This is a genomic window from Microcoleus sp. PH2017_24_DOB_U_A, assembly GCF_020738205.1.
Lineage (GTDB): Bacteria > Cyanobacteriota > Cyanobacteriia > Cyanobacteriales > Microcoleaceae > Microcoleus.
Genome location: NZ_JAEQCT010000031.1, coordinates 45,486 through 68,863, shown reverse-complemented (window position 1 = coordinate 68,863; position 23,378 = coordinate 45,486). Strand labels below are relative to the sequence as shown.

22 protein-coding genes are annotated in these 23,378 nt (G+C 44.4%); 9 read left to right on the top strand and 13 right to left on the bottom strand.

The features are described from left to right. Positions 1 to 50 precede the first annotated feature (50 nt). The gene (locus JGK07_RS08575) at positions 51 to 962 is read right to left on the bottom strand and encodes a Uma2 family endonuclease (RefSeq protein ID WP_293193376.1); all 912 of its coding nucleotides are present in this window, start codon (positions 960 to 962) and stop codon (positions 51 to 53) included. Positions 963 to 1,202: 240 nt separating this feature from the next. Continuing rightward, on the bottom strand, positions 1,203 to 2,138 hold the full coding sequence (locus JGK07_RS08570) for a tetratricopeptide repeat protein (RefSeq protein WP_293193375.1): 936 nt from the start codon (positions 2,136 to 2,138) through the stop codon (positions 1,203 to 1,205). Positions 2,139 to 2,545: 407 nt separating this feature from the next. Here JGK07_RS08570 and JGK07_RS08565 point away from each other — a divergent pair, with 407 nt between their 5' ends. Both JGK07_RS08565 and JGK07_RS08560 read left to right on the top strand, forming a co-directional pair. Continuing rightward, positions 2,546 to 2,683 carry a hypothetical protein gene (locus tag JGK07_RS08565; protein ID WP_293203559.1) on the top strand — a complete coding sequence of 46 codons (138 nt, stop codon included), beginning with the start codon at positions 2,546 to 2,548 and terminating at the stop codon, positions 2,681 to 2,683. 173 nt (positions 2,684 to 2,856) lie between these two features. Then, complete coding sequence (locus tag JGK07_RS08560; protein WP_293193374.1) at positions 2,857 to 4,176, top strand: hypothetical protein; 1,320 nt, start codon at positions 2,857 to 2,859, stop codon at positions 4,174 to 4,176. Between the two features lie 252 nt (positions 4,177 to 4,428). Here JGK07_RS08560 and JGK07_RS08555 read toward each other — a convergent pair whose 3' ends face one another. Then, positions 4,429 to 5,604 (bottom strand): homocysteine biosynthesis protein, encoded by a 1,176-nt coding sequence (locus JGK07_RS08555; RefSeq protein WP_293186547.1) that lies wholly within the window; start codon positions 5,602 to 5,604, stop codon positions 4,429 to 4,431. Positions 5,605 to 6,025: 421 nt separating this feature from the next. Here JGK07_RS08555 and JGK07_RS08550 point away from each other — a divergent pair, with 421 nt between their 5' ends. After that, positions 6,026 to 6,652: a Uma2 family endonuclease gene (locus JGK07_RS08550; protein ID WP_293186545.1), complete on the top strand. Its 627-nt coding sequence runs from the start codon at positions 6,026 to 6,028 to the stop codon at positions 6,650 to 6,652. Between the two features lie 132 nt (positions 6,653 to 6,784). Here JGK07_RS08550 and JGK07_RS08545 read toward each other — a convergent pair whose 3' ends face one another. The 3 genes from JGK07_RS08545 to JGK07_RS08535 form a co-directional block, all read right to left on the bottom strand. Beyond that, positions 6,785 to 7,969 (bottom strand): AI-2E family transporter, encoded by a 1,185-nt coding sequence (locus tag JGK07_RS08545; RefSeq protein WP_293193372.1) that lies wholly within the window; start codon positions 7,967 to 7,969, stop codon positions 6,785 to 6,787. A 124-nt stretch (positions 7,970 to 8,093) separates the two neighbouring features. Continuing rightward, positions 8,094 to 8,711: a Uma2 family endonuclease gene (locus tag JGK07_RS08540; RefSeq protein ID WP_293193371.1), complete on the bottom strand. Its 618-nt coding sequence runs from the start codon at positions 8,709 to 8,711 to the stop codon at positions 8,094 to 8,096. 238 nt (positions 8,712 to 8,949) lie between these two features. Continuing rightward, positions 8,950 to 11,121, bottom strand: coding sequence for an O-linked N-acetylglucosamine transferase, SPINDLY family protein (locus tag JGK07_RS08535; protein ID WP_293241660.1), 2,172 nt, complete (start codon positions 11,119 to 11,121; stop codon positions 8,950 to 8,952). Here JGK07_RS08535 and JGK07_RS33135 point away from each other — a divergent pair. The 3 genes from JGK07_RS33135 to JGK07_RS08520 all read left to right on the top strand — a co-directional run bounded on the left by JGK07_RS33135 (position 11,120) and on the right by JGK07_RS08520 (position 12,112). Next, the gene (locus JGK07_RS33135; RefSeq protein ID WP_366034739.1) at positions 11,120 to 11,254 is read left to right on the top strand and encodes a hypothetical protein; all 135 of its coding nucleotides are present in this window, start codon (positions 11,120 to 11,122) and stop codon (positions 11,252 to 11,254) included. The genes JGK07_RS08535 and JGK07_RS33135 overlap by 2 nt on opposite strands. 211 nt (positions 11,255 to 11,465) lie before the next feature. After that, complete coding sequence (locus JGK07_RS08525) at positions 11,466 to 11,711, top strand: type II toxin-antitoxin system ParD family antitoxin (protein ID WP_293241654.1); 246 nt, start codon at positions 11,466 to 11,468, stop codon at positions 11,709 to 11,711. Further along, complete coding sequence (locus tag JGK07_RS08520; protein WP_293241651.1) at positions 11,708 to 12,112, top strand: putative toxin-antitoxin system toxin component, PIN family; 405 nt, start codon at positions 11,708 to 11,710, stop codon at positions 12,110 to 12,112. The genes JGK07_RS08525 and JGK07_RS08520 overlap by 4 nt, the downstream gene beginning before the upstream one ends. Here the strand turns inward: JGK07_RS08520 and JGK07_RS08515 are convergent. Next, positions 12,104 to 12,391, bottom strand: a complete 288-nt coding sequence (locus JGK07_RS08515; RefSeq protein ID WP_293241648.1) for a hypothetical protein — start codon at positions 12,389 to 12,391, stop codon at positions 12,104 to 12,106. The genes JGK07_RS08520 and JGK07_RS08515 overlap by 9 nt on opposite strands. Before the next feature lie 231 nt (positions 12,392 to 12,622). On the opposite strand from JGK07_RS08515, the gene JGK07_RS08510 reads away from it, so the two are divergent. The 3 genes from JGK07_RS08510 to JGK07_RS08500 all read left to right on the top strand — a co-directional run bounded on the left by JGK07_RS08510 (position 12,623) and on the right by JGK07_RS08500 (position 16,969). Continuing rightward, entirely contained in the window at positions 12,623 to 13,948 is a 1,326-nt protein-coding gene (locus JGK07_RS08510) for a methyltransferase domain-containing protein (protein ID WP_293241645.1), read from the top strand. Positions 13,949 to 14,055: 107 nt separating this feature from the next. Next, complete coding sequence (locus JGK07_RS08505; protein ID WP_293241642.1) at positions 14,056 to 14,598, top strand: type IV pilin-like G/H family protein; 543 nt, start codon at positions 14,056 to 14,058, stop codon at positions 14,596 to 14,598. A gap of 115 nt (positions 14,599 to 14,713) precedes the next feature. Then, positions 14,714 to 16,969 (top strand): O-linked N-acetylglucosamine transferase, SPINDLY family protein, encoded by a 2,256-nt coding sequence (locus tag JGK07_RS08500; protein ID WP_293241639.1) that lies wholly within the window; start codon positions 14,714 to 14,716, stop codon positions 16,967 to 16,969. A 60-nt stretch (positions 16,970 to 17,029) separates the two neighbouring features. Here the strand turns inward: JGK07_RS08500 and JGK07_RS08495 are convergent, their stop codons facing one another. The 6 genes from JGK07_RS08495 to JGK07_RS08470 all read right to left on the bottom strand — a co-directional run bounded on the left by JGK07_RS08495 (position 17,030) and on the right by JGK07_RS08470 (position 23,337). Further along, positions 17,030 to 19,333, bottom strand: coding sequence for a methyltransferase domain-containing protein (locus JGK07_RS08495; RefSeq protein ID WP_293241636.1), 2,304 nt, complete (start codon positions 19,331 to 19,333; stop codon positions 17,030 to 17,032). Positions 19,334 to 19,372: 39 nt separating this feature from the next. Next, complete coding sequence (locus JGK07_RS08490) at positions 19,373 to 19,783, bottom strand: tetratricopeptide repeat protein (protein WP_293241633.1); 411 nt, start codon at positions 19,781 to 19,783, stop codon at positions 19,373 to 19,375. A 194-nt stretch (positions 19,784 to 19,977) separates the two neighbouring features. Further along, positions 19,978 to 20,793 carry a Uma2 family endonuclease gene (locus JGK07_RS08485; protein ID WP_293241630.1) on the bottom strand — a complete coding sequence of 272 codons (816 nt, stop codon included), beginning with the start codon at positions 20,791 to 20,793 and terminating at the stop codon, positions 19,978 to 19,980. Positions 20,794 to 21,117: 324 nt separating this feature from the next. Next, positions 21,118 to 21,744, bottom strand: a complete 627-nt coding sequence (locus tag JGK07_RS08480) for a Uma2 family endonuclease (protein ID WP_293241627.1) — start codon at positions 21,742 to 21,744, stop codon at positions 21,118 to 21,120. Between the two features lie 90 nt (positions 21,745 to 21,834). Then, positions 21,835 to 22,554 carry a Uma2 family endonuclease gene (locus JGK07_RS08475; RefSeq protein ID WP_293225660.1) on the bottom strand — a complete coding sequence of 240 codons (720 nt, stop codon included), beginning with the start codon at positions 22,552 to 22,554 and terminating at the stop codon, positions 21,835 to 21,837. Between the two features lie 195 nt (positions 22,555 to 22,749). After that, positions 22,750 to 23,337: a Uma2 family endonuclease gene (locus tag JGK07_RS08470; RefSeq protein WP_293225658.1), complete on the bottom strand. Its 588-nt coding sequence runs from the start codon at positions 23,335 to 23,337 to the stop codon at positions 22,750 to 22,752. Positions 23,338 to 23,378 lie beyond the last annotated feature (41 nt).

The following is a 23,378-nucleotide window of genomic DNA, read 5'->3' as shown; positions in this document are numbered from 1 at the left end:
CTAGCAAATTCAAGATCGATCGCCCTTTTCCCCAATTTCCCTCCACTATCTCACTCTCCACCATCCTCCCTAACTTCTTCGACAGATAAACTTAACGCCTCCGCCACCTGTTCGGCACTCAAACCCATTCCCAACAACCGGGGAATTGCAGCCCTTCTTGCCTGAAATTCAGCTTGTCGTGCCTGCTCTGCACTGTCAGCTCGCAATCTTTCTTGTTCGGCTCGCAATCTTTCTTGTTCGGCTCTTTCCCGTTGTTGTTCCCCTCGCAATCTCTCCAATTGAGCTCTTTCATCGCCAATCAATAGCAAATTACCTTCCTCATCCCACCAACGCAGCCAAAGCATGGTTTGGTTTTGATAACTGCCTTGCCAAAGTCCCAATTCTACGCCCAAAGGTGCGATCGCAAAATGACCGCGCTGATTCAGTTCTAAAAGTTGATAATATCCGTCAATCAACCGATAAACTTCTAATCGCCCGCTGTTAATTTCATAGATGCCGTAATAGGGAATTCGCATCACCCGCTCGTAAGCCCAAAACTTGCCAGGTTTCGTGATTACCCCTTCGTCTGTCCGCGACAACGGAGTAATATCCCGCTCTTCCTCGCCATTCCCGCTGGCAAATTCTAACGCAATTAACGGTGCTATATGTTCCCGCCACAGCACGTAGGAACGGCGAATTTGACCGTCAATATTAGGAGGTACATTAGGAACATAAAACCAATCAGGAGCTTCTGCACCTTTTTCCGGTGGCTCGGTTTCTCGCCAATAAATGCCGCAGTCTTGACCGATCGCATATTGTCCGTCAGGATGCCGCTGCTGCAAAATCGGGCCGATCGAATCTGTTAAAATTAAACTTTGTGGATGCTCCTGGAAATTTTTCACAAAAGTACCATCCGACTCTGGTAATTGAGTGTGGTCTGGAAAAGCAGGAGGTAGAACAACGCGGTCAACGCTTTGGGTCATAATTCCCTCCGAGGTCTGACTTAATTCATAATATCACGTCCTAGGTTTGTAGTGAGGACTTCAGTCCGCAGAAATTGATGCGGACTGAAGTCCTCACTACAAACCTTATAATCGTTATTTTTGCGGATACTCTCTAATCTGTAATTCGGAATAAAATAAGAAGTTTTGAGTTAAAAGTATCAAATTTTTTAACTCAAAATCATGGGGCGGGAACTCTTCGTACCGCCCCTACCAATGTCCTTAAGGTTTCGGTAGCGCACCTTCTGGACTGGGAGAACTTGACGGTTCTGGACTGGGAGAAGCAGCAGGATCGGGACTCGCTTTTTCTGCCGCAGGAGAAGGCGAAGGAGTGCCGCTAGCTAACTGATTAATTTGGTCTTTATAGTTAGGCGGAGCTAACTCAGTAGCTTTCTCAAAGAGCGTTTTTGCTTCGTCTGTTTTGCCCTGTTCCTTCAACACGATCGCATGAGCTAACGTCGGACGAAAATCTTTCGGATTCGCCTTAGCCGATTCGTCGTAAATCGCGATCGCCTCTGGGTAGCGCTTCTGCACAGCATAAACCTGCCCCAAAATCAACTGCACCGAAGTTACATCAATACTTCCCGGTTTCGCCTGATTCTGCGCCGGAGCAGCCTTGAGCGTATCTTGCAGCAGTCCGATCGCAGCTTCGGGCCGTTGTTGCACCAACAGCAAATTCACCAACCCCTGCAAAGCCTTAATTTCCCCAGGCTTAGACGCTAAAATTGACCGATAGGCCCCAGCAGCCCCTTCGCGATCGCCCGTGCGTTCCTTCGCCTGAGCCAGCAAAATCCCGTATTCCGTAGTTTCAGGATTCAGTTTAGCCAACTTTTCCAACGTCGGCACCACATCCTTGATCGCCCCCACTCCTTGTCCGATCAACTCCAGCCGTACCTGCAAAAGTCCCCGCAAAGCCGTTACATTGTCAGGTTCCCGCTGCAAAACCAATTCATACCCTCTCACCTGATCTTGCAGCAACTGCGATTGCTTATCGTTAGATGCGGCTGTCTGAGTTGGCGTTGGAGTCGATCGACTTTGCGCTTGATTGCCCTTGAGAATACTGTCCAAAATTGGAACCAGAGAAAATCCCACAAAAGCGATGAGCGCAAGCACTACCACTACAGTAATCAACCCGCGACCCTTGTTTGCTTTTTCCATAATTCAACTATCCCAACTTAAAATCTACTATTTTCTAAGAATCAACCCATCGCCTAGGGGCGTCTGCGATTTAACCAGATCTATGCAACCATAAAAGTTCTTAAGTTCAAAGTCCCAATTCACAAACCAGTCTTTTGCTTGCAGCTAATATGGTAACAGACCCGCAACTCCACGCTAGCCAAACTATTTTGGACACAAAGACCCGCAGCCCCAAGGAACGTGGCTTTCGTCCAATAAGAGTGCGGTTAAGCTCAAAATTACCGAAAATATGGCGGATCAGCCCGTTAGGTAATTGGATTAAGTAAAATAGGCAAGCTACTCCAGAGAGATTGGAATGGCGCCTTGGGGATTTTCCTCAAATCATTGCGAGATATTGCCGGGTTGGATGCTCAGGTATTCAACACGCTATGTCGGGATATATCCTAGATTGTCCGGACTTGAAGTATCTGAATATCCTAAACGCTATTAGCCAGCAACGCCAGCTTTCGGGCGATCGACCGATTCTTGGGTTAGCAACTCTCAAACTCTTTGCCAACAAGGATTAGAGCAGCCAGCAAATCCGGGATCGCTCGTAGCGCAGTAGAAAGTTGGCGTTGACGGGTCAAAACCAAACTTTCCGGCGCAAGCCTCAAGTCGGGTGCTAGTAGTTTTTAAATCAGTTTCTTCAGTTTATTCCTAATTTCCCTCAAGGGATGTGTCTCCGCTGCAAGGAGTTTTTATGAACCCCTCTCCCAACCGGTCTTCCAAATCGTCCAAATCTACTTCTGCTCGCAAGGCTCAGCCAACCGAGCCCGCCGTGAATCAGCCCGCAGTTACAGCCTCCGTGCCCGAGACACCAGACGAAAGTCCCGTGTCTTCCGCGTCGGCTGCACCTGTTGACCAAAATCAACCACCAGCGCCAACGGACGCCCCAGCGACAACGGACGCCCCAGCGCCAAATGACGCCCTAGCGCCAACGGACGCCCCAGCGACAACAGACGCCCCAGCGCCAAAGGATACGCTGCAACGACCACGCTACAGTTCTGCCCCCGATGGGGACAAAACAAAGCCAAAGCCCAGCGATGCTCCTGCGATCTCGGAGCCAGCAGCGCCTGCGGAATCTGCTGGTAAGACAACTGAACTCACGGTCGTACCTACCCCAACCCCCAAGCCTCCCACTAACGAAACTCAGGTCGATGATGATGACATACCCTCTGTCATGCGCCAACATCCCATTCCCCCTCCCAGTGAACCCAGACAGTACCGAGCTGTTGGTTTAGTGCGGGGCCGCTACACCCAATCTGAAGAGCAATTCACCCGAGGTATGTTGATAGCTGCCGACGGAACTGCCATCGACGCAGTTTTGCTGGGTAGAGTTATGAGTTTAGTCAAAAATCACCTGGATCTCGAACAAGAACACCTGTGGGTGGTCTATCCCCGCACCAGGCAAGAAGACGGCAACTTGCACGCCCAAATTATGGGTGTTTGGGAGCCGGAAACCCTGAAAAAATCTCCCGAAACTTCCTCTGATGAGGAAAATCAGGAAGCAGGGGAGATTGAGCAGGGCGGCGAACCATCGACTGCATCTTTGCCGCCCTCGGAACCTGATGTTGAAGATGGCTATTTTTCGATTCGAGGCGAGGTGATTTATCAACAATCGCAAGAGGAAGAAAAATATCTCATCGTCAAAATCAAGCAAGCTCCTCGCAAGAATGACGACAAGATGAAGTTTTTTAAGTTGAAACTCAAGGGGGATGTAGGAACAAAGGCGATCGGGTTTTTTTGGGATTTCCACGTCAAATTGCAAGCTGACAGTCTGATGATTGAGCAGGCCAACAATATTGGCGCCCTGCCGATTAAAAAGCGGAAATTCCCCCCCGGTAGCAAGCCGCCCGGTGGTGGCTACAAAGGAGGGGGAAACAAGCGTGCCTTTACTCCTAAGCCCAGCGGTGACGGTACTCCTGTAGGGCGTCCTACTATCAAGTCCGCAGCAGCACCGCCTGTCCCCAAGGAACCTCTTCCTAAGCCTGTGAAGAAGCCTAAGCTTGTTGAGGAATAAGACTATTTTAGATTCTTAGATTTTAGATTTTAGATTTTCGGTGAGTGCATCAGTTTCCCATGGGTGCAGTTTTTCACCAGAAGACTTCAATCTAAAATCTAGAATCCTGGACGCACTCGCAAGGATCGGAAACTGAGTTTCTTGACAACAAACCTCAGCTTTCAAGCAACGCCGGGGACAAGAAACCCGGTTTCTAAGACCTTGTGCTTCCACAAAAAAATCTAAAATCTAGAATCTAAAATCTCAAATTGTTTATTCAATCCTGACTTGGGCTCCCCACAAATCTTGGGGAAGAAATACTCGATCGACAGATAGAGGAGCAACTGGGGCCGTGAGGGTAAATAAACCCGCTTCAATTTGCTGCTTCAATTCCAAAGCTACTTGCCGCGAGAGAAACATACTCGCCAGCGGGGCGGCCCGCACGGGTTTACCCTCGATGAGAATGCGACCAGTTTTTAATTGAGCATAGCTAACTAAACCAAATGTGGGACGAACGCGCCGGGGGATAGAGAAATCTACCACCGGCGCTACTATTTTTTTGTCTGATACTGCACAGTGCGCCACGACTGTTTCGTTTAAAACAGGAAAAGGGATGCCGACTCCCAGCATCAAGGATGGGCCGTAGTTTTTGAAGTAGCAGCCGCGCACCCATTTGGAGTTCATCTGTTTGGCGTCGCCGATGAGTGCCAGGGTGGCGGCTGGGCCGATCGGAGTCCCGTTAGGCTGCCGTTTTTGCAGCGGGAAGTGTTGGGTTCCTTCCCAGGTGATGTAGCCCTGAGCACCTCCTAGGAAGATACGGGTGCCGATGCCGATGAGTTGGAGGTGGGGGTCGTTTAGCAGGGGTGACATGGCTCCCAGGCTCGAATAGACGGCGTTGCCGAGGTTCGGTTGCAGGGGGCCGAGGTAGGTGAACAGCGGGCGATCGCCCCCGTTGACTCCTACAATAAAGTTTTGATAGGCGTTCCGGGGATTGAATAAATAAAACTGGTTGATGGTATCGCGGGTAATCGTGGTTTCAAAGGAGGCGCGGGGATAGCAGTCTGTTACTTGCCCTAAAGCCCGCAACTGCACGGGTTTGCCGGCGATTAAGTCTTCGATGACGTGTCCGCCGCCCCGTTCCCGCGATTCTTCGCCGTCTTCGGCTACTTGGGTGGCTCCGAGGTACAGGTCTACGGCGCCGAAGCCGGAGTAGGCTAAAACGCCGTCCAGCCAGCACTGCCGGATTTTGATCGGGGGATCTGTATGGCCGAGGTTGATGATGGCGCCGGAGGATTCCATGGGCTCGAAGGTGCCGGTGGTAATCACATCGACTTGTTTGGCGGCTTCGGTAATGCTGGTTTCTCTGACTCTGGTTTTGAGTTCTTCGATTGTCCAGACTGTGGCTTTGCCTTGGCTGATTTTATCGTTGATTTCGTCGATCGATCTCATAACACTATTTTATTTGGATTTTAGTTTGATAGATTGGCGATCGGGCGATAGTTTGAGATAAAAGAAATGTATTATAACTGAGATGTTACACCATTCTCAATTAGCCTTTTCTGAACAGGCAAGATGCCTGTTCCACAAAGAGTTAATTTTCTTGTGGAACAGGCATCTTGCCTGTTCTTGATAATGATGCAAGATGTGAGTTATAACGCAATACGGTTCAGTTAACACTGTTAATTCCCCGGATATCCCCCTAAATCCCCCCTGATAGTCGGGGGATTTTGAGCAACTTCTTGTCCCCCCCTTGTAGGGGCGGTGCCCCCGTTCCCGCCCTCTTGGCTAGGGGGGATCTGTCTTATCTGAACCGTATTGAGTTATAACGGATATAAGAATAATATCATAAATCAAATAAAGGGCGATCGCCATGACTCAAGCGATATTAAAACCAGTCACTTTCGATGAATTTATTGACTGGTATCCTGAAAATTCGATAAACCGTTACGAACTCCATAATGGAACGATTGTTGAGATGCCTAAAACAACCGGAGAACATTCAGAAGTAGCTGGCTTCCTTTGCCTGAAGCTAGGGATGGAAATCGAGAGGCTGCAATTGCCCTACTTCGTACCCAAAGAATGCGTTGTCAAAGCTGATAACGAGCTATCTGGTTACGAACCGGATGCGATCGTTTTGGACAGACAAGGGACGAACAGCGAACCGAGATGGAAAAAGCAATCTATCATTACAATGGGTAGTTCTGTCCGGCTAATTGTCGAAGTTGTCAGTACCAATTGGCGGGATGATTACGGCTACAAGTTGGTTGACTACGAAGCTTTGGGTATTTCTGAATACTGGATTGCGGATTATTTGGGACTTGGTGGCAGACGCTATATTGGCAATCCGAAACAACCTACTTTTTTTGTTCACCATTTGGTTGATGGCGAGTATCAAGTTAGTCAGTTTCGGGGGAGCGATAGGATTGTTTCGCCCACATTTCCAGAGTTGAATTTAACGGTGCAACAGATTTTCAGCGCTGGACAAGATGCGGTTTAGAGTGCTAGGATACAAGATATAGATTTATAAGAGTCGGCGATTGAAATCGCTTCTATAAAAACAAAGTCCGCCTTCGCGGACTCAAAAATAAACTGCTATTTAAGCCAGATTTGGGATGAGTACAAACCTGAATTACTGATTTCCAGGAACGTCATTTGCGTCATTCTCTGGATCATCGGAAATGTCTGGTTTGTGTTCGGGTAAATTTTCTGATCGGCTTTGTGTGACTCCTATAGATTCGTACTCTTCATGAATAGCCGAATCAATTGCCGCCAACCTTTTAGGATTGGCGTCCCACTGGTTGAGAATGTCTTTAATTAGCACTTCCCTAATCCAAACTTGAGCGACAACTGTGAGGGGAAGGGCTAGCAATAAGCCTAAAAATCCAAAAAATGTGGCGAAGAATACTTGAGCTATTAAAGTTACTGCTGGCAGCAGCGATACTTGCTGTGCCATGACGTAGGGGGTGAGGATGTTGCTTTCAAACTGTTGAATTAGAAAGTAAAGAATGAGGACTAAACCTGATTTTAAGGGAGAGTCTAAAAGTGCGATCGTCATTGGCGGAATGACGCTAATAGTAGGGCCAATATTCGGAATCAAGTTCAGAAATCCTGCTACTACAGCGTGAGCTAACGGTAGGGGAACTTGCAAAACTGACAAACCAATTAAGCTCAAAAAAGCAATCACACTCATGCTAATTAAAGCGCCGATGACCCATCTACCGAGAGCTATTTCGCATTCATCTAAAATACCCTCGATTCGCCGCCGATAAAAAGAGGGAAATAGTTGTGTAAATGCTTTGCGGTAAGATAGGGGATCTGCTAAAGTCATCAAGGTCAAAACTAAGACTAACAAAAAACTCAGGATAACGCCTAATGTATTGCCGACAAATGCTCCTGCACCGCCAACGAGTTGGTTGAATAAAGGTTGCAGTTGCCGCATAATGTCGTTAACATCAAGATTTGGCAGGCGCTGGCCTAGTTGTCCCGAGAAGCGAGTTTCGATTTGATCTACCCAATCATTTAATCTTGCTATTCCTTGAGGAGCTCTTTGGGTAAGTTGTTGGAATTGCAGGGCGAAGGGCGGTACAATTATCAGGAACAAGCCTACGAAGACGAGGAATAAGAAGCTAATTGAGCACAGTACGGCGATCGACCTTTTGAGTCGGAATTTTTTTTGTAAGTAGCGTGCTAGTTTGTTTAAGGCCGTGGCTAAGACGATGGCGGCAAACAGCAGCAGTAGCGCTTGCCTGATTTGCCAGAGGATGTAACAAGATGCGATGAGGGCTAATAAGCCCATCCACTGTCCTAGCTTCATGCGATTTTTAGATATTATAACGGGGAATTGCCGACATTGCTTTAGACGCTTTTGGAATCGCGTCTCTACAAGATAGCTTAAATGCGATCGCCTCTTTACAATATACTCCTACAACGCAGCCTCTTCAATTCCCTTTCGCGAACACCTGCTGCGCTGTCAGATTCAATTTTGGGAAAGTTGGCGACTCAATCACCTCAGCCCCTCGGAACAGTTTAACTTGGTATTCCCCATCAATTAGTTGGTAAACCGAAAAAGTTGGTTGCTTAGGATTGCCGATAAACCGTCTCCCGCCCAATCCTAGATAGTCTATAATCCAATATTCTTGGATGCCCATTGACTCGTAAGCCTCTAGTTTGCGGGCATAATCATCCTCCCAGTTAGTGCTAGTTACTTCTACGATTAGGGGAACTGATGAACCCATTGTAATAATTGATGATTTCTCCCATCGCGGCTCGTTTCCAATGGTTTGTTCGTTGAGTACAATAATATCTGGTTCATAACCAGATTCCTCGCGCATGGGTTTGATGACGGCTTCTTTCGGGATGAAGTAGGGTAAATTAAGACGCTCAATCTCAATTCCTACCTTCAGCGAGGTAAAACCTGCTACTTTAGAATGCTTGCCTGTTGCTTTTGGCATTTCAACAATTTCTCCGTTGTGTAGTTCATAGTGACATCCTGAATTCTCAGGATACCAGTCAATGAATTCATCGAATGTTACTAATTCAGTTATGGTTTGAATCATGGTGAGTGCCTTGAGTTTGGTTGCGATCGTCCTAACGTATATTATATGACTTGTAGGGTGCGTCAGACGAACTTGTAGGGCGATTTTCGAGGGTTTCGGCTCTAAGGTTCGTAGTGAGGACTTTAGTCCTGATTCTGTCAAGGACTAAAGTCCTCACTACAAACTAATTTTATTGTCATCATTCGATCGGACTTGATATAAATCCCATCCAAAAAACCTCGCTGTCAACTGTCAACTATCAACTGTCAACTGTCAACTGTTTAAGTCTTTCTCGAACAACTTCTTGATAAAAACTCTCTAAAGCTGTCACGCAAACTTTATCATCAAACAGATTATCTTGTCGCTGACTCATGCGTCGTGAAATATCTCGCCGCCACTCTGAATCTAAACCCAATTTGACAGCAATTTCAATGTATTCCTTTTCATTTTGGGCAATTGTGTCTGTTACTCCCAGCATCTTGAGAAAGCTATAAGCGTGCAGTCCCCGCATAAATTCTCCCGGACAGGTTACTATAGGTAAATTGCACGCGATCGCCTCCAAAGACGTATTGCCCCCCGACCAAGTGAAAGTATCCAAGAAAACATCGGCAAGAAAGTTCATGGCTATATACTCTTGTCGAGTTGCGATCGCTCGAAATACACAGTAATCTTCGCTGTCGAGATTAACAGCAGCAAAAGCCCGCTTGAGCCGTTTTCGCAAAAGTTCACCGCGCGGAAAAATAAACTGAGCTTGGGGAACGCGGCGGGCTATTTCTGCTAAAATAAAATCATATTGCGGTAAGTATTTGAAAGGAGCTTGGCAGCAAAAGTAAATTATTGCATCTTCTCGGAGGTCAAAATCTAAGCGACTATTGTTTAATTCTCCGACGGTGGGTTTGGGGTAGGAAACCCCAATATTAGGCAACTTAACTAAGGTTTCTGAGTAATGCGATTGTGCATTTTCCGGTTCCATCAATTCGCTGGAAATAAAATAGTCAACTGTAGGTAAACCAGAGGTAACAGGATGTCCCCACGCCGAACATTGCACGGGTGCGAGGCGCAAAGCTGCTATTTGGATAGTTGGTGCATCCATGCCAATTTCCGGGAATACAAGAATGTGCAATTTGTCATCAATAATTTGTTGGCATACAGCTTCTAAGTTGTGAGGAATGTGGCGGAATACATGGCTATATTCGCGAAATTGTTCTGTAATCAGATCTGGTTCATTACCCGTGTAGTAACAGTAAATCTCAAATTGTTTTGTATCGGCATACCGCAACCAGCCGGTCAACCATAAAGTGCCGCTGTAAGAATGCAAGTAACTAGAAATATAACCGACTCTAATTTTACCATTTTCCGGCAGCGGAGGCATCTGTCGCGGTTCCACCCACTGGGGATAGTTCGCCGCCATAATTTGATGCACTAAATTGGCATATTTTGATTGGGATTCTACAACATTGTGGGCTTGATAGGCTAGGTAGAAATTAGTGAAACTCTGCAAGCCGAAAAAAGCATTTATTTTTTCTTGTGGAGTTTTCAAAGATGTTTGCTGAATCAAGCTTTCTAATTCTCTGACAAATCTCTTCCGGTAAGTTTGAATTTCACGCAAACTATTGTAAATAATCGGTAATGTTAAGTGGCTAAAAAGTTTAAAAACGTATTCATTCGGGAGAATCTCTGCGGCTATTTCTGCATTTGAAATAGCTTTTTTTGTTTGTCCGGTCTGCTGGCAAATTTTGATGAGTTCAAAGTGCAGTTGTCCGGCTGTCCGGTAATAGCGAAGCCCGTGTTCAAGAATTGCGATAGCTGCTGAGATTTGATTAATTCTTCGCCAGCAATCGCTGAAGTTCAAATATAGTGCTACATCTCCTACCTGGAATTGCGAAAATCTTTGATACTGCTTAATAGCTTCTTCATATCTTCCTTGAGAGTAGAGTGTGTTAGCCAAACTCAGGGCCATTGATGCTGGTGATTCCAGCGTTATATCGCCAAGTCGATCCAGTTCCAATAGTGGGATAATTTCTGCGCCGGACAAGGCTAGTGCTATTTGATTTTCCGCAGCCAACTTAATTCTATATTGAATTTGTGGCAGAAGAGTTTGCCACTGGCTTTGACTGAGGTTTTCTAATAAAATAATTTCCGGTTCGACGCTTGACTCTAAATCTTCTTCCATGCAGAGATTCATGAGAATCCCGGACAAAATTAAATCAGCGTCTAACTCAGAGTCTTCTGAAATTTCGGTGCTATCTATTAAAAGAGCTAGATTGTGGCGATCGCGATGAGTGACAATACTTTTAATAATTGCGGCCAACTCTAAATATAGCAATTCTTCTGGTTGGCTCCAATCGGGGAAAATGAGCAAGTTTAAGGGTTTGAGATTCAAGGTGGTTAGATCCATGCGATCGTCTGTCTCATGTATATTGGTGGGCATGAAGGGTTCCTATTTCTATTTAACTCGTCTTTGGGGGCGGACGATCGCCCTCCATCTCCTATCTTGGCTGTTGCGACGCCCGCCAGCCGAGGATAGCAGCTACGATCAGGCTGGGGGAAAGGACGGCGATTAGGGCGTTGATGTCGGTGGAGGGTATGGATAAGCTAGGCCCTGCGTACTTGATGGCGAGGGAAATGGCGGCGGAGAGGGTGAATACTTTGAGGATGGGGCTGATGTTGGTGTTCATGGAGGTGGTCTTTGGTTGTATAATTAGCTATTGAGACTATTATGCCAAGTCTCTGCCATGACTGCGGCACATTACAGTTTTTAACAGGAAACAGGCGATGAATATTGTTTTAAACCCAGAATTAGAACAGTTGATTCAATCTCAGTTAGATACGGGAAAATATGAAAATATAGAAGCGGTGCTGAGAGAAGCGTTAAGGCTTTTGTCTGAGCAAAATAGTCGCCGAATCATCGCTCGTAAAGTAAAGGATTTATTTGATAAAACGCAAGCGATACCAGGAGTTCAAGAAATTACTGAGGAGGAGATTGCTGTAGAGATTGAAGCTTACCGGAGAGGCGAATGAGGATTGTTGTTGATACTAATATTTTAGTGTCTGCGATTTTGAGGGGACGGATGCCCAAAATAGCGATTCAGTCAATCGTCGATCGCCCGGACTGGAAGTGGCTGGTATCACTAGAAATTCTAGCAGAATATAAGGATGTTTTGTTACGTCCCAAGTTTAAGCTAAGCCAGGAAGTGATAGAAGAGTGGTGGGAGATTTTTGATACGGTAACGCAGTCGATTGAGGTGGAGGTTGAGGTGGATTTTCCTAGAGATAGGAAAGATGCTAAATTTCTTGCTTGTGCTTTGGCTGGTAATGCAGATTTTTTAATAACTGGCGATCGAGATTTTAGTGAGGTAGAAACTTTGGGCAATACTCAGATTGTTTCAGTTTCTGATTTTCTGGATAAAATTTTAGAATAGGGGCCCGATTGAGAGCAAAGTACCAAAGCGATGAGGGAGTTGAGGCGAGGAATTTCTGGTTAGGGCGATCGCATTTTCCTGGATCGGCTTGATTAGAGTAGGTTGGTGCGATCGGCAGCCGAGGATAGCTGCTACCATCGGGCTGGGGGAAAGGACGGCGATGATGGCGTTGAAGTCGGTTGAGGCTATGGATAGGCTGGGCCCTGCGTATTTGATGGCCAGGGAAAGGGCGGCGGAGAAGCAGAATACTTTGAGGATGGGGCTGATGTTGGTGTTCATGGATGTGCTGGTTGGTTGTACGATCTGGTTTGGCGAGGGGGAGGGAAACTTTGGCCTTAACTATTATGGCAAGGCTGTGGTCTTGTTTTGTGTGGGGTTTGGGGAAAAGTGCGATCGATCGTGCCGGGAGGAGGGCAATACCTGTTCCCTGTGACCGGAAACAAAATGCGATTACATATTAGAATATGTATATGTCACAGCGCAATTTTTCAGCATCAGGTGTAATTCAGAATGGATAATCAAGAATTAGAGTTAATCGAGAAAATTCGTCAGCAATTTGATAATGCTCCTTATCCTAAAGTTCCTCTAGACCAATCCCCCAAAACAGACTATCAATCTCTCTATATTCATAATCTTGTAACAGCTTACTATTTAAGAAATCAAAAAGTTATAGATACTGAAGGGAAAGTTATTTTAGATGCAGGCTGTGGCACAGGCTATAAATCTTTAATTTTGGCAGAAGCAAATCCCGGAGCCAAAATTGTTGGCATCGACATTTCGGAAGAATCTGTAGAATTAGCACAAAAACGCTTGCAATATCATGGATTCAACAGTGCCGAATTTCATGTTTTAAGTATCGAAAAAATACCGAGTTTGAATCTAAAATTTGACTACATTAATAACGACGAAGTTCTTTATATTTTGCCTGATATAGCGGTGGGCTTGCAAGCGATGAAATCCGTACTGAAACCAGAGGGAATTATTCGTACAAATCTGCACAGTTCTCTTCAGCGCACTAATTATTATCGCGCTCAAGCACTCTTTCAAATCATGGGGTTGATGAATGAAAATCCGCGAGAAATAGAGATTCAATTGACCCGCGATATTATGAATTCTTTGAAGGATGACGTAAATCTCAAACTAACTACCTGGTACGCTAACCTCGCTGAAGAGGAAGAGTCTGTACTGATGAATTATTTGTTTCAAGGTGATAAAGGCTATACCATTTCAGAACTGTTCGAGGCGCTGAGAGTTAGTGATTTAGAGTTCTTGAGCATGGTGAATTGGCGACACTGGGAATTAACTGACTTATTTAAAGATCCAAGTAACTTACCTGCGTTTCTGGAGATGAGCTTGCCAGAAATTTCTATAGAAGAGAGGCTGCATCTATTTGAACTTTTACAACCCGTTCATCGTTTGATTGACTTTTGGTGCGCTCATCCCAACCAGGCTCAGTCGTTTGTACCTGTTTCCGAATGGACTCTTGTTGATTGGCAGACTGCACGGGTGTATCTGCATCCCCAGATCAGAACCGCTGAGGTACGAGAAAACTTGATTAACTGTATCACTAGCTACAAACCATTCGAGATCAGCCGTTATGTCCCTTTGCCAACCAGAGTTCCTATCCTGATAGAGAGTACGATGGCTGCTTGTCTTTTACCACTTTGGGAACGAGCTTCTTCTGTAGCCGACTTAGCGGAACGCTGGCTCAAGCTCAAACCGCTGCATCCTGTCACCCTAGAAGCCGCGAGTCGCGAGACAGCCTCTGAGGAAGTAAAAAAACTATTAATAACGCTAGAAGCCTTTATGTATGTGCTTTTGGAGCTATCTGCTTGAGACAGAAAAAAAAAAATGTGCAGCGTGATATCAAAACGAACGAAACTGGGTAAGTTAGCTTTACGAGTTAGAAATCAAGCATTTTGCCCCTCTAGGAGAACCAACCCATGAAAACTGAATTAAAAGCTAAGTTCCTGCATCACCTCAATCAAAAAAGACAAGATAAGGGTTTTACCCTGATTGAACTGCTGGTAGTTATCATCATTATCGGTATTTTGTCTGCTATTGCTCTGCCTTCCTTCCTCAACCAAGCTAACAAAGCCAAGCAGTCTGAAGCCAAGCAGTATGTCGGCTCCATGAACAGAGCTCAGCAAGCTAAGTATGCAGAGGATAACGGCTTTGTAAGCGGCGTTGACGCTTTGGGTTTGGGCATCAAAACTCAAACTACTAACTATACATACACAGTTACGGGTGTCACATCAGACACAAAAGCGACCAACTTAGCAACACCTGTGAATAAAAAGTCTCTCCAATTATATGCTGGTGGGGTAGCTATAGGTTCAGCCACGGGAACAGGCGCAGCTACACAGGACAAAACCACGTCAGCAGTTTTATGTGGATATGACGGTGAGGCCACTAGTGCTACGCCAGATCCGAACGCAGCTATCGGTGCTCGGTGTGCAACTGGTGGTACAGAAGTCTCCAAGTAACAAAAGTATTAGGGCTAGAATGGTTTGATAGGTTTAGCCTAAACTTTTAAAAAAAATGGGTAGTGTTGGTATAACACTACCCATTTGCATAATTTTTATAAATATTGGTTTCCCTATGAAAAATTTGATACCGTCTAACTTTTTAGATAACCCGGGATTGCCTGAAAAAATAAGTTTTCAGCAGCAAGCAGATAAATATTCAATGCAGGGGAATTACGCTCAAGCAGCAAATTTGTACGAACAAGCAATAGAAGTTAATCCAGACACCAAATCTAATTACTGGCATTTGGGCTTGATGCTTCTATTGCAGGAACAAGAGGCAGAAGCTCAAACGACTTGGCTGTTAGGCATGACTGAAGGGGAGCCGGAACAAGTTGAGGAGTGGACAGTAGAACTGATACAAGTTTTGCAAACAGAAGCAGAGCGACGTAGAGGTATAGCAGACTATTCATTAGCTTGGGCAATTCGGCAGCACATCCGAGAAATTAATCCTACAGATATTAGCAACCTCTTGCACTTGATTGGCTTGTCCATCCTGCTTAAGACGTATACAGGGGATGAACTTAATGCTCTCGGTTTAATCGATGTTCTCCAATCGGAGCAACTTCCAGAGGCAGACTCTGAGCTATTAATACAAGTCCTCAACTCTGTGTTAAACTATGCTCCCCTGTGCCCTTCGTCATTGGAACTAGCGGAAGCCTGTCTAGCCCATGTGCGGGAACCTCTAGTTTATATTGAAATTGTAATCGCAGCCTCCGCTGAAATCGCTCATTCGGCATTGCTTCCGGGACTAGCCATACGCTTTGCAGAGTTGGCTCGCCGATTAGATGTTAATAATCTCGGAATTTTACTACAGTTAGCTACTTATCATCAAAATGCTCAGCAATATGATGAAGGTATAAAAATTGCTAAGCTACGCTATTCCTTATGCAAACAATTACCAGATCGAGTTTTTTCTAATCATCAGATTATGAGGGGATTGATGAGTGCAGGTGGATATTGGGAACAGGTATTGCCGATGATTCAGAGACACAAATCACTTTTGGAGTCACTGATCGCTGAACAACCAACATCACTGCACCCGAGTACGGTTCAAAATCTGTTTCTTACTACTTTCTTTTTACCGTACTTTGAAGATTGTCCAAAAATCAATAAACTAATTCAAAATCAAGTCTCTCAGTTATGTCAAACGAATGTTGAATTTTATGCCAAGGAGCAGACCGATCGATACAGACAGCGAGTTCCTGGCATCAAAAAAAATGGTACTGCTAAGCGTTTGAAGATTGGTTACTTATCCCATTGCCTCAGAAGGCATTCGGTTGGTTGGCTAGCGCGATGGCTTTTCCAATATCACAATCGCGCTGAATTTGAAATTCATGGCTATTTTCTGATCTATAGAAAGACGGAGGACTCTTTACAGGAATGGTTTGTCAATAATGTCGATCGAGTCCACAAAGGTGGTTTTTACGGTACTGAAGTCGCCGAACAAATTTATCAAGATGAGATTGATATTCTGATAGATCTCGACAGCATCACCCTAGATGTGACTTGTGAGGTGATGGCGCTCAAGCCTGCACCCGTTCAAGTAACTTGGCTGGGTTGGGATGCTTCTGGGTTGCCGGCGGTTGACTATTTTATTGCCGATCGCTATGTTTTACCGGAGTCTGCCCAGGAATATTACAGTGAAAAAATCTGGCGGTTGCCTCAAACTTATATAGCTGTGGATGGTTTTGAGGTGGGCGTACCAGATTTGCGGCGCGATATGTTGGGTATTCCGAGTGATGCTGTTGTATATCTTAGTGCCCAGAGGGGCTATAAACGCCATCCAGACACAGCGCGACTACAGATAAAGATTCTTGCAGAAGTACCAAACAGTTATTTTTTAATTAAAGGTTCTGCTGATGAGGAGTCAATTAAGAATTTCTTTTTTCAATTAGCAGAAGAAGAAGGTGTGGCGGGCGATCGCCTGCGTTTTTTGCCAGAGGTAGGAGCAGAAGCTGTTCACCGAGCTAACTTGGGCATTGCCGATGTAGTGCTTGATACCTATCCTTATAACGGTGCTACAACTACCCTAGAAACTTTGTGGATGTGCATTCCTCTCGTGACGCGAGTTGGTGAGCAATTTGCGGCACGTAACAGTTACACGATGATGATGAATGCAGGGGTAACAGAGGGAATAGCTTGGACTGATGAAGAGTATGTCGAATGGGGGATTCGTCTAGGGAAAGACGCGGCTCTGCGCCAGCAAATATCTTGGAAACTACGCCAGTCACGACAAACTGCTCCGCTGTGGAATGGTCAGCAATTTACGCGAGAGATGGAAAAAGCTTACGAGCAAATGTGGCAGATATATATTGACAAAAATCATTGATAGTCCTAATCCGAGTGAGTAGTTTGTGCAGCGAGTTGCTGCACAAATTCGCTGGATTAATCAGTAATTCTCCTTCATAAAACGGTCTAGTTCTAATGAGGGAATGTTCTCGGCTTTTGCGTGAGCGATCGCCTCTTTATTCTCATTCTCCAATACAATTCTCCCATGCAGGCGCGGCATGAGCGCTTCCCACTGAATTTCGCTCAATTGTCCAATCAGTGAAATTTCTGGGCCGTCGGATACATCTAAATCTTGTTCCATCAAAAGATTCATCGCCACGCCAGACAAAGCTAGATTGACATCTTCCTCAGAAATATTGCTCGTATCTAGCAGTAAAGTCATCTTGCTTTTGTCTGGGTGAGTTGCGATCGCCTTCACCACTCGTTCCAATTCTAAACCAAGAGACTCTTCTGGCTGCGACCAATCTGGAAAAACAATTAGATTAATCTCTTTGAAGTTTAAACGCACTAGAGTTGCCTCAATCAGCGCTGAACTAACCGTTGTTGACATTTTTGACCAAGAGAAATTTTTAGCTTGTTCCAATCCAGCCACAATTAATGAGTTGCGAACCTTCGGTTTTTGCACCTCGCAAAGTGCATTAACCAATCCATCAACATCATCATCCTTCACATATAATGCTGCTTCGCCTGCAACTTCTGGAAGAGAAGAATTGGGACAAGTAATGACTGGACAACCGCAAGTTATGGCTTCAAGAATAGGTAATCCAAAACCTTCATACTTCGATGGGTAAACCAGTGCAATAGCACCTGAATAAGCTACTCTCAACTCCTCATCATTGAGTTGCAGCTTGTGAATTACAGTACCTGAAGTATAAGCTCTCAATTCTGCTTCTAATAGCACTCCACTCCCTGTACACACAATTTCAAAGCCTTGTTTGCTGGCAAGTTGAGCAAAAGCTTTAAAGAATAATCTAATATTTTTATAGTCCGAGCCACCTCCGACAGAAATAAAGTATGGTTTGGATATCCCATACTTCGTTTTAAAACGATTAATATCTTCTTGACCCGCTGGTGAAAAAATACCTGAAACTCCACAGTGAGCGACTGTTACCAACTCAGAAGAAATATCGGGGAAGAACCCTATCAGGTCACGGGCTGTATTTTCTGAAATTGAAATGTATGCAGATGCGTGGCGAATCGAATAGTGCTTTTCTTGCCACATTGGTTCATTCAAATTAGCTCCTAAAACTTCAGGAATCATGTCATATGCCATGAATACAGAAGGCGTTGATAGTGGCGTTGTATAGTATGTCGAGATAAATAAATCTGCACCTTCTTCATCGCAGACTTGCTGTAACATTTCGCGATCGGCATCAGTTTTACTGTAATCATAAGCAGGCACGGTGCAATACCTAATCCCCGGAATTTTTGGCGATGTCCCCACCCTATCTAATACAATTATGTGCTTGGCGAAATCATTTTGTGACCATTCTTCTAGTAGCGAACTCCAAACACGGGCAATTCCTGTCTTGTACATTTGAAAAAATACACCGTCAACCAATATTGTTAACCCGCTTCGCGAGTCGCCGTCCTCTTCTTTTTCAGCAAGTTGTATCTTCGCTGCGTGTTGAATATTAGTAATTTTGCTAACAGCTTGTAAAAAGTCATTCTGTAAAAGCGACGCCTTATTAACCGCAGTCAATTCTCTTTTTGCCAATTGTTGAAATAAATCATCCGGCAATTCTTTTTCTGTTAATAAATGCAGAGACGATCCATTTGAATATAAATTGAGATTAAATTTAGTAGCAATTATGGAAAGAGCTTTAGCTGTGTAAAGAGAAACGTGCTGACCTTCGTGAAGCACGTAGTACCACCATTCATCAGGTTTAGGATTGCTTTCTGGCAGCAATTCTGTACTAAATAAAATATTTTTAGAATTTTTCAACAATTCTTCCAGCTCATTTATCGGGTAAACTAGATGCTCAAATACTTCAAATGCCGTCACTAACTCAAATTGATTATTTGTGGCTTGACCAATCTCAAATCCTTGAGCAAATATATTCTGACAAAACTTGTCTAACCAGTAAAAGTCAAATCCCGCATCTCTCATCAGCCTGACAAATAAACCGTAGCCGCCACCGTAGTCGAGAAATTTTGACTGATGATTAAAGAAGTTAAATAATAAATTTTGGGTTATTTGTGAAAAGGACAGATTTCTGAATGCTAAGCCCACATCACTGCTAGCTATTGGCTGAGAATAAGCGTTTTCTAGCCAGTATGGTTCTTCGGTTTGAACAAATCCGCAGTTTGAACATTTAAAATAGTCTACTTCGTATTTACCCAGTACCTTAGCAACGGCAAAATGATGGGAATCGGATTCGCAAACTTTGCATTTTAGGGGCATATAATATAGTAAATTCCTAACTTATTGTAACTATTAGCTTTATTTTTTTTCTGCCATTTTTTGTCGCGCCTTCCCCAACAGCGCCTGATAATCAGCCCGATCGCCATTCAACTTCACCAACTTCTCCAAAGGCTCGATCGCCCCCACTCGATCATCCATCTCCAACCGCACATTTGCCAAGCCCTCAAGAGCCGTCTGATTCTGAGGTTCCCGCTGCAAAACCGTCTCATATCCCCGTTCCTGGGCCGCCAGCAGAGACTCCTGAGAAACCACAACAGCAGCCACGGGTTTTTGTCGGTGCTGGCTGCTCAAACCGCTGCTGAACAGACTCACCATACCAAAAATTGTCGAACCCGCAAAGCCAGCCATTGATACAAACGCAAAAATCTGCTTAATACGATCGCCCTTACGAACCTGACTATCACTAGACTTTTTCTGCGTACTTTCCATTGCTAACCTTTACTGTAGCTGTTTTCCAGGCACTCGCACTCGTACCTATATCTAGATTGCCCAAGTTCGATCGCAAAACGATCAGTTTTAAAATGTGGAATTCTTTAACACAAAATTTGAAATTTGTCAACACTATTTAAATAAGAATTATGGAAGTGCGATCGAGAGTGAAGGACGATCGCACTTATAATTCTTTAGCCGTTATCCTGCGGTAATTCTCCAAACTGCGATCGATAACTCGCTAGCAAAGATTCCAGTTCAGTCGCCCGTTGACTTTCAGCCTCAGCCCGTTGACTTTCGGCCTCAGCCCGTTGACTTTCAGCTTCAGCCCGTTGACTTTCGGCTTCAGCACGTTGACTTTCAGCTTCAGCCCGTTGACTTTCAGATTCAGCCCGTTGTCGTTCAGATTCAGCCCGTTGTCGTTCTGCTTTTAAAGCTGAAGCCAATTCATCGGGAATCAATAATTTCTCTCCATTATCTTCCCGATAAAACCCAATCAATTTTCCTTCTATTTCTAACCGCAATTGCAATACATCGCTGCGACTATCTCTAATTAATTCATACCCATCTTCCCCCAATCGATACCCGCGCAATTGTTCGGGAATCCATTCACCTCTAGGGTCAAACAACCAATATTCCTCAACTTCTATCCCCTCATACAAGTCTTTTTTATTGATTATATCTTCCGACTTTGTGCCCGGTGATGTTATTTCAAAAATCACTTTCGGCACTTGGCCTTCTTCCCAGATTTTGTAATTATCTCTGCCACCTGGTTCTACATCAAAAATCACCATCACATCAGGTGCTACGCGCAGTTTTGGGAATCCTTGAGCGTAGTACAAATATTGGTTTGCTAAAACAGTAGCTCGACGGTCTGCGAGGTATTGTTTTAAGACTTCTAAAGTGGTTAAAATTGCGTAAAGATGGTCGTAAGTTTCTGCCACTGGTTCTCCATCAGCGCTAGGGTATATGATTTCAGAAGTTTTGAGGGTGGTAACGACTGCTGTCATGGTCGTGCTTCCTGTGAGTTGTATACATATTATAAACTTTTTTGCTGTAATTAAGTAGGTTAATTTAATTAATATCAAATCCGGTAGCATCGGAATGATTATTAGCCGAAATTAGGAGAAGGCAGTGCCGTGTCCCTACCCAAAATATTGTAGGGACACGGCACTGCCGTCTCCTCTATATCATAGGTCGTGTAACCGGAATTGATATAACCTAAAATGCGATCGTTCTTAGAAGAACCCTGACTTCTTTAAGAAGTCGGGGTTCTGGGAGTTCTGTTTTTTAGTTTGGTCTATTTAATACCTCTTATCCTATGACAATTCTCCTTATTCATTCACAATTCCTGCTTCAAACACCTGTTGAGCAGTCAAGTTCAACTCCGGAAAAGCACCGGATTCAATCCTATCGTCTCCCCGAAACTGCGTCAACTCATATTCCCCGTCAGCCAATTGATATACTGAAAGCGTCGGTTGTTTGGGATTGCCTATGTAGCGTCTTCCACCCAATCCCAAATAATCCACAATCCAGTATTCAAAAATGCCCATTTCTTCATAATCTCGCAGTTTGGTAAGATAATCAGTCTGCCAGTTGGTGCTGACTACTTCTACTGCCAAACGTACTGATGAACCCATTGTGATAATCGATTCTGCTGCCCAACGTGGTTCATTTATCACTTGCTGGCGATCGAGAACTATGACATCTGGCTCATATCCTGATTCGTCGCGATCGGGTTTAAGGACACATTCTTTGGGAAGGAAATAGGGCAATCGGGTATTGCGACATATAACGCCAACTTCTATATTGAGAAAGCCAGATATTTCTGAATGTTGGCCAGTTCCTTTGGGCATTTCAATAATTACTCCATTGTGCAGTTCGTAGTGATGTTCTGAATTTTCAGGATACCAGGCAATGAATTCGTTAAATGTTACTAATTTTGTTAAGGCTTGAATCATGTCGATTGCTCCTTTATTCTAATTATATTTAATTTTAGTTGACTCTAACTATTTTTGTAGGGGCGATGCCCCGCCCCTATACTATTTATTCTACGGCAATTTTCCAAACTGCTCTCGATAACGCGCTAGCAAAGATTCGAGTTCAGCAGCACGCTGACTTTCCGATTGTGCACGTTGACTCTCCACTTCTGCGTGTTGCCGTTCCGCCTCAGCCCGTTGCCGTTCCGCTTTTAAAGCTGAAGCCAATTCATCAGGAGTTAATAATTTTTCTCCATTATCTTCCCGATAAAACCCAATCAGTTTTCCTTCTATTTCTAAACGCAGTTGCAATACTTCGCAACGACTATCTGTAATTATTTGATAACCCTCTACCCCCAGTCGATATCCGCGCAATTTTTCAGGAATCCATTCACCTTTTGGGTCAAATAACCAGTATTCCTGAACTTCTAATCTTTCATACAAATCTTTTTTAATCACTTTATCTTCCGACTGCGTGCTTGGTGATGTCATTTCAAAAATCACTTTCGGCACTTGTCCTTCTTCCCAGATTTTGTAATTATCTCTGCCACCAGGTTCTACATCAAAAATTACCATCACATCAGGTGTTAAGCGGACTTTTGGGAAACCTTGAGCGTAGTATAAAAATTGGTTTGCTAAAACAGTAGCTCGACGGTCTGCGAGGTATTGTTTTAAGACTGATAAAGTGGTTAAGATTGCGTAGAGATGGTCATAAGTTTCTGCCACTGGTTCTCCATCAGCGCTAGGGTATATGAGTTCAGAAGTTTTGAGGGTGGTAACGACTGCTGTCATGGTCGTGCTTCCTGTGAGTTGTAGCTCTATTATAAACTTTTCTGGTGTTAAGCTGGCGCGCATCTAATTTTAACAATCATGTTTCTGGAAACAACGAGTGGGGCGATGCTCCTACCTAGCCCCAAAAAATTAAATTTTAATGCCGCAACAGCTTACCAATTCTTCAATGATGTCACATACGCTCAATATTTTTGACTAATAATTGAGTTCGATCGCCCTTTTGAATTCCTTAACTGCCTCAACATGACTCGGCATATTAACACACCTGACAAGTAAATCAATATCGAGTTCTGGGAGCAATTGAGAACTCGCAATCTGTTCGTATCCTTCCTTTCCCAGAGCATACAGAGACAGTCGGCTGTTTTCCCAAAACCAGACTTCAGAAATTTGCAGGCGTTTGTAAGCCTCTAGCTTATCAATTCCGCCGCTAGTTACGACTACTTCGATCGCTAAATCTGGACGTTCTCTATCAGCACCCAATTCGTAAGATTTGTCTGCTTCACACTTCACTCGTTCCGATTCATTTTCTAAAGTCAACGAACCCGTTGGAGTGAAATCGATTCCTGCTTTCAGCAAATATGTTTCTACCAACGCACCGATACGTCCCTTGGCTATTTCGTGTTTTCTTCCAGCTTTTTTATAAATCTCCAGTATCCCATCTAAAAATGACAGCCGAACTCCGGGAATATCCAGCATCGGTTCTAAGGTTTTGAATTGTTCCCAGCTTAACCCTGGAAATAGTAACGGCCGATCTAATTTTTCTTCTAATGTTGTTGCAGTCATGGCGCTCCTTTATTCCTAATGTAAAATCTCAAATCGATCGA

Coding starts and splice junctions, on each gene's coding strand:
- JGK07_RS08525 (WP_293241654.1), top strand. CDS start 11,466: ATGAATATTGTTTTAAACCCAGAATTAGAACAGTTGATTCAATCTCAG.
- JGK07_RS08505 (WP_293241642.1), top strand. CDS start 14,056: ATGAAAACTGAATTAAAAGCTAAGTTCCTGCATCACCTCAATCAAAAA.
- JGK07_RS08480 (WP_293241627.1), bottom strand. CDS start 21,744: ATGATTCAAGCCTTAACAAAATTAGTAACATTTAACGAATTCATTGCC.
- JGK07_RS08510 (WP_293241645.1), top strand. CDS start 12,623: ATGGATAATCAAGAATTAGAGTTAATCGAGAAAATTCGTCAGCAATTT.
- JGK07_RS08565 (WP_293203559.1), top strand. CDS start 2,546: ATGTCGGGATATATCCTAGATTGTCCGGACTTGAAGTATCTGAATATC.
- JGK07_RS08560 (WP_293193374.1), top strand. CDS start 2,857: ATGAACCCCTCTCCCAACCGGTCTTCCAAATCGTCCAAATCTACTTCT.
- JGK07_RS33135 (WP_366034739.1), top strand. CDS start 11,120: ATGAAGGGTTCCTATTTCTATTTAACTCGTCTTTGGGGGCGGACGATC.
- JGK07_RS08490 (WP_293241633.1), bottom strand. CDS start 19,783: ATGGAAAGTACGCAGAAAAAGTCTAGTGATAGTCAGGTTCGTAAGGGC.
- JGK07_RS08575 (WP_293193376.1), bottom strand. CDS start 962: ATGACCCAAAGCGTTGACCGCGTTGTTCTACCTCCTGCTTTTCCAGAC.
- JGK07_RS08535 (WP_293241660.1), bottom strand. CDS start 11,121: ATGCCCACCAATATACATGAGACAGACGATCGCATGGATCTAACCACC.
- JGK07_RS08550 (WP_293186545.1), top strand. CDS start 6,026: ATGACTCAAGCGATATTAAAACCAGTCACTTTCGATGAATTTATTGAC.
- JGK07_RS08515 (WP_293241648.1), bottom strand. CDS start 12,391: ATGAACACCAACATCAGCCCCATCCTCAAAGTATTCTGCTTCTCCGCC.
- JGK07_RS08470 (WP_293225658.1), bottom strand. CDS start 23,337: ATGACTGCAACAACATTAGAAGAAAAATTAGATCGGCCGTTACTATTT.
- JGK07_RS08570 (WP_293193375.1), bottom strand. CDS start 2,138: ATGGAAAAAGCAAACAAGGGTCGCGGGTTGATTACTGTAGTGGTAGTG.
- JGK07_RS08475 (WP_293225660.1), bottom strand. CDS start 22,554: ATGACAGCAGTCGTTACCACCCTCAAAACTTCTGAACTCATATACCCT.
- JGK07_RS08520 (WP_293241651.1), top strand. CDS start 11,708: ATGAGGATTGTTGTTGATACTAATATTTTAGTGTCTGCGATTTTGAGG.
- JGK07_RS08545 (WP_293193372.1), bottom strand. CDS start 7,969: ATGAAGCTAGGACAGTGGATGGGCTTATTAGCCCTCATCGCATCTTGT.
- JGK07_RS08555 (WP_293186547.1), bottom strand. CDS start 5,604: ATGAGATCGATCGACGAAATCAACGATAAAATCAGCCAAGGCAAAGCC.
- JGK07_RS08500 (WP_293241639.1), top strand. CDS start 14,714: ATGAAAAATTTGATACCGTCTAACTTTTTAGATAACCCGGGATTGCCT.
- JGK07_RS08540 (WP_293193371.1), bottom strand. CDS start 8,711: ATGATTCAAACCATAACTGAATTAGTAACATTCGATGAATTCATTGAC.
- JGK07_RS08485 (WP_293241630.1), bottom strand. CDS start 20,793: ATGACAGCAGTCGTTACCACCCTCAAAACTTCTGAAATCATATACCCT.
- JGK07_RS08495 (WP_293241636.1), bottom strand. CDS start 19,333: ATGCCCCTAAAATGCAAAGTTTGCGAATCCGATTCCCATCATTTTGCC.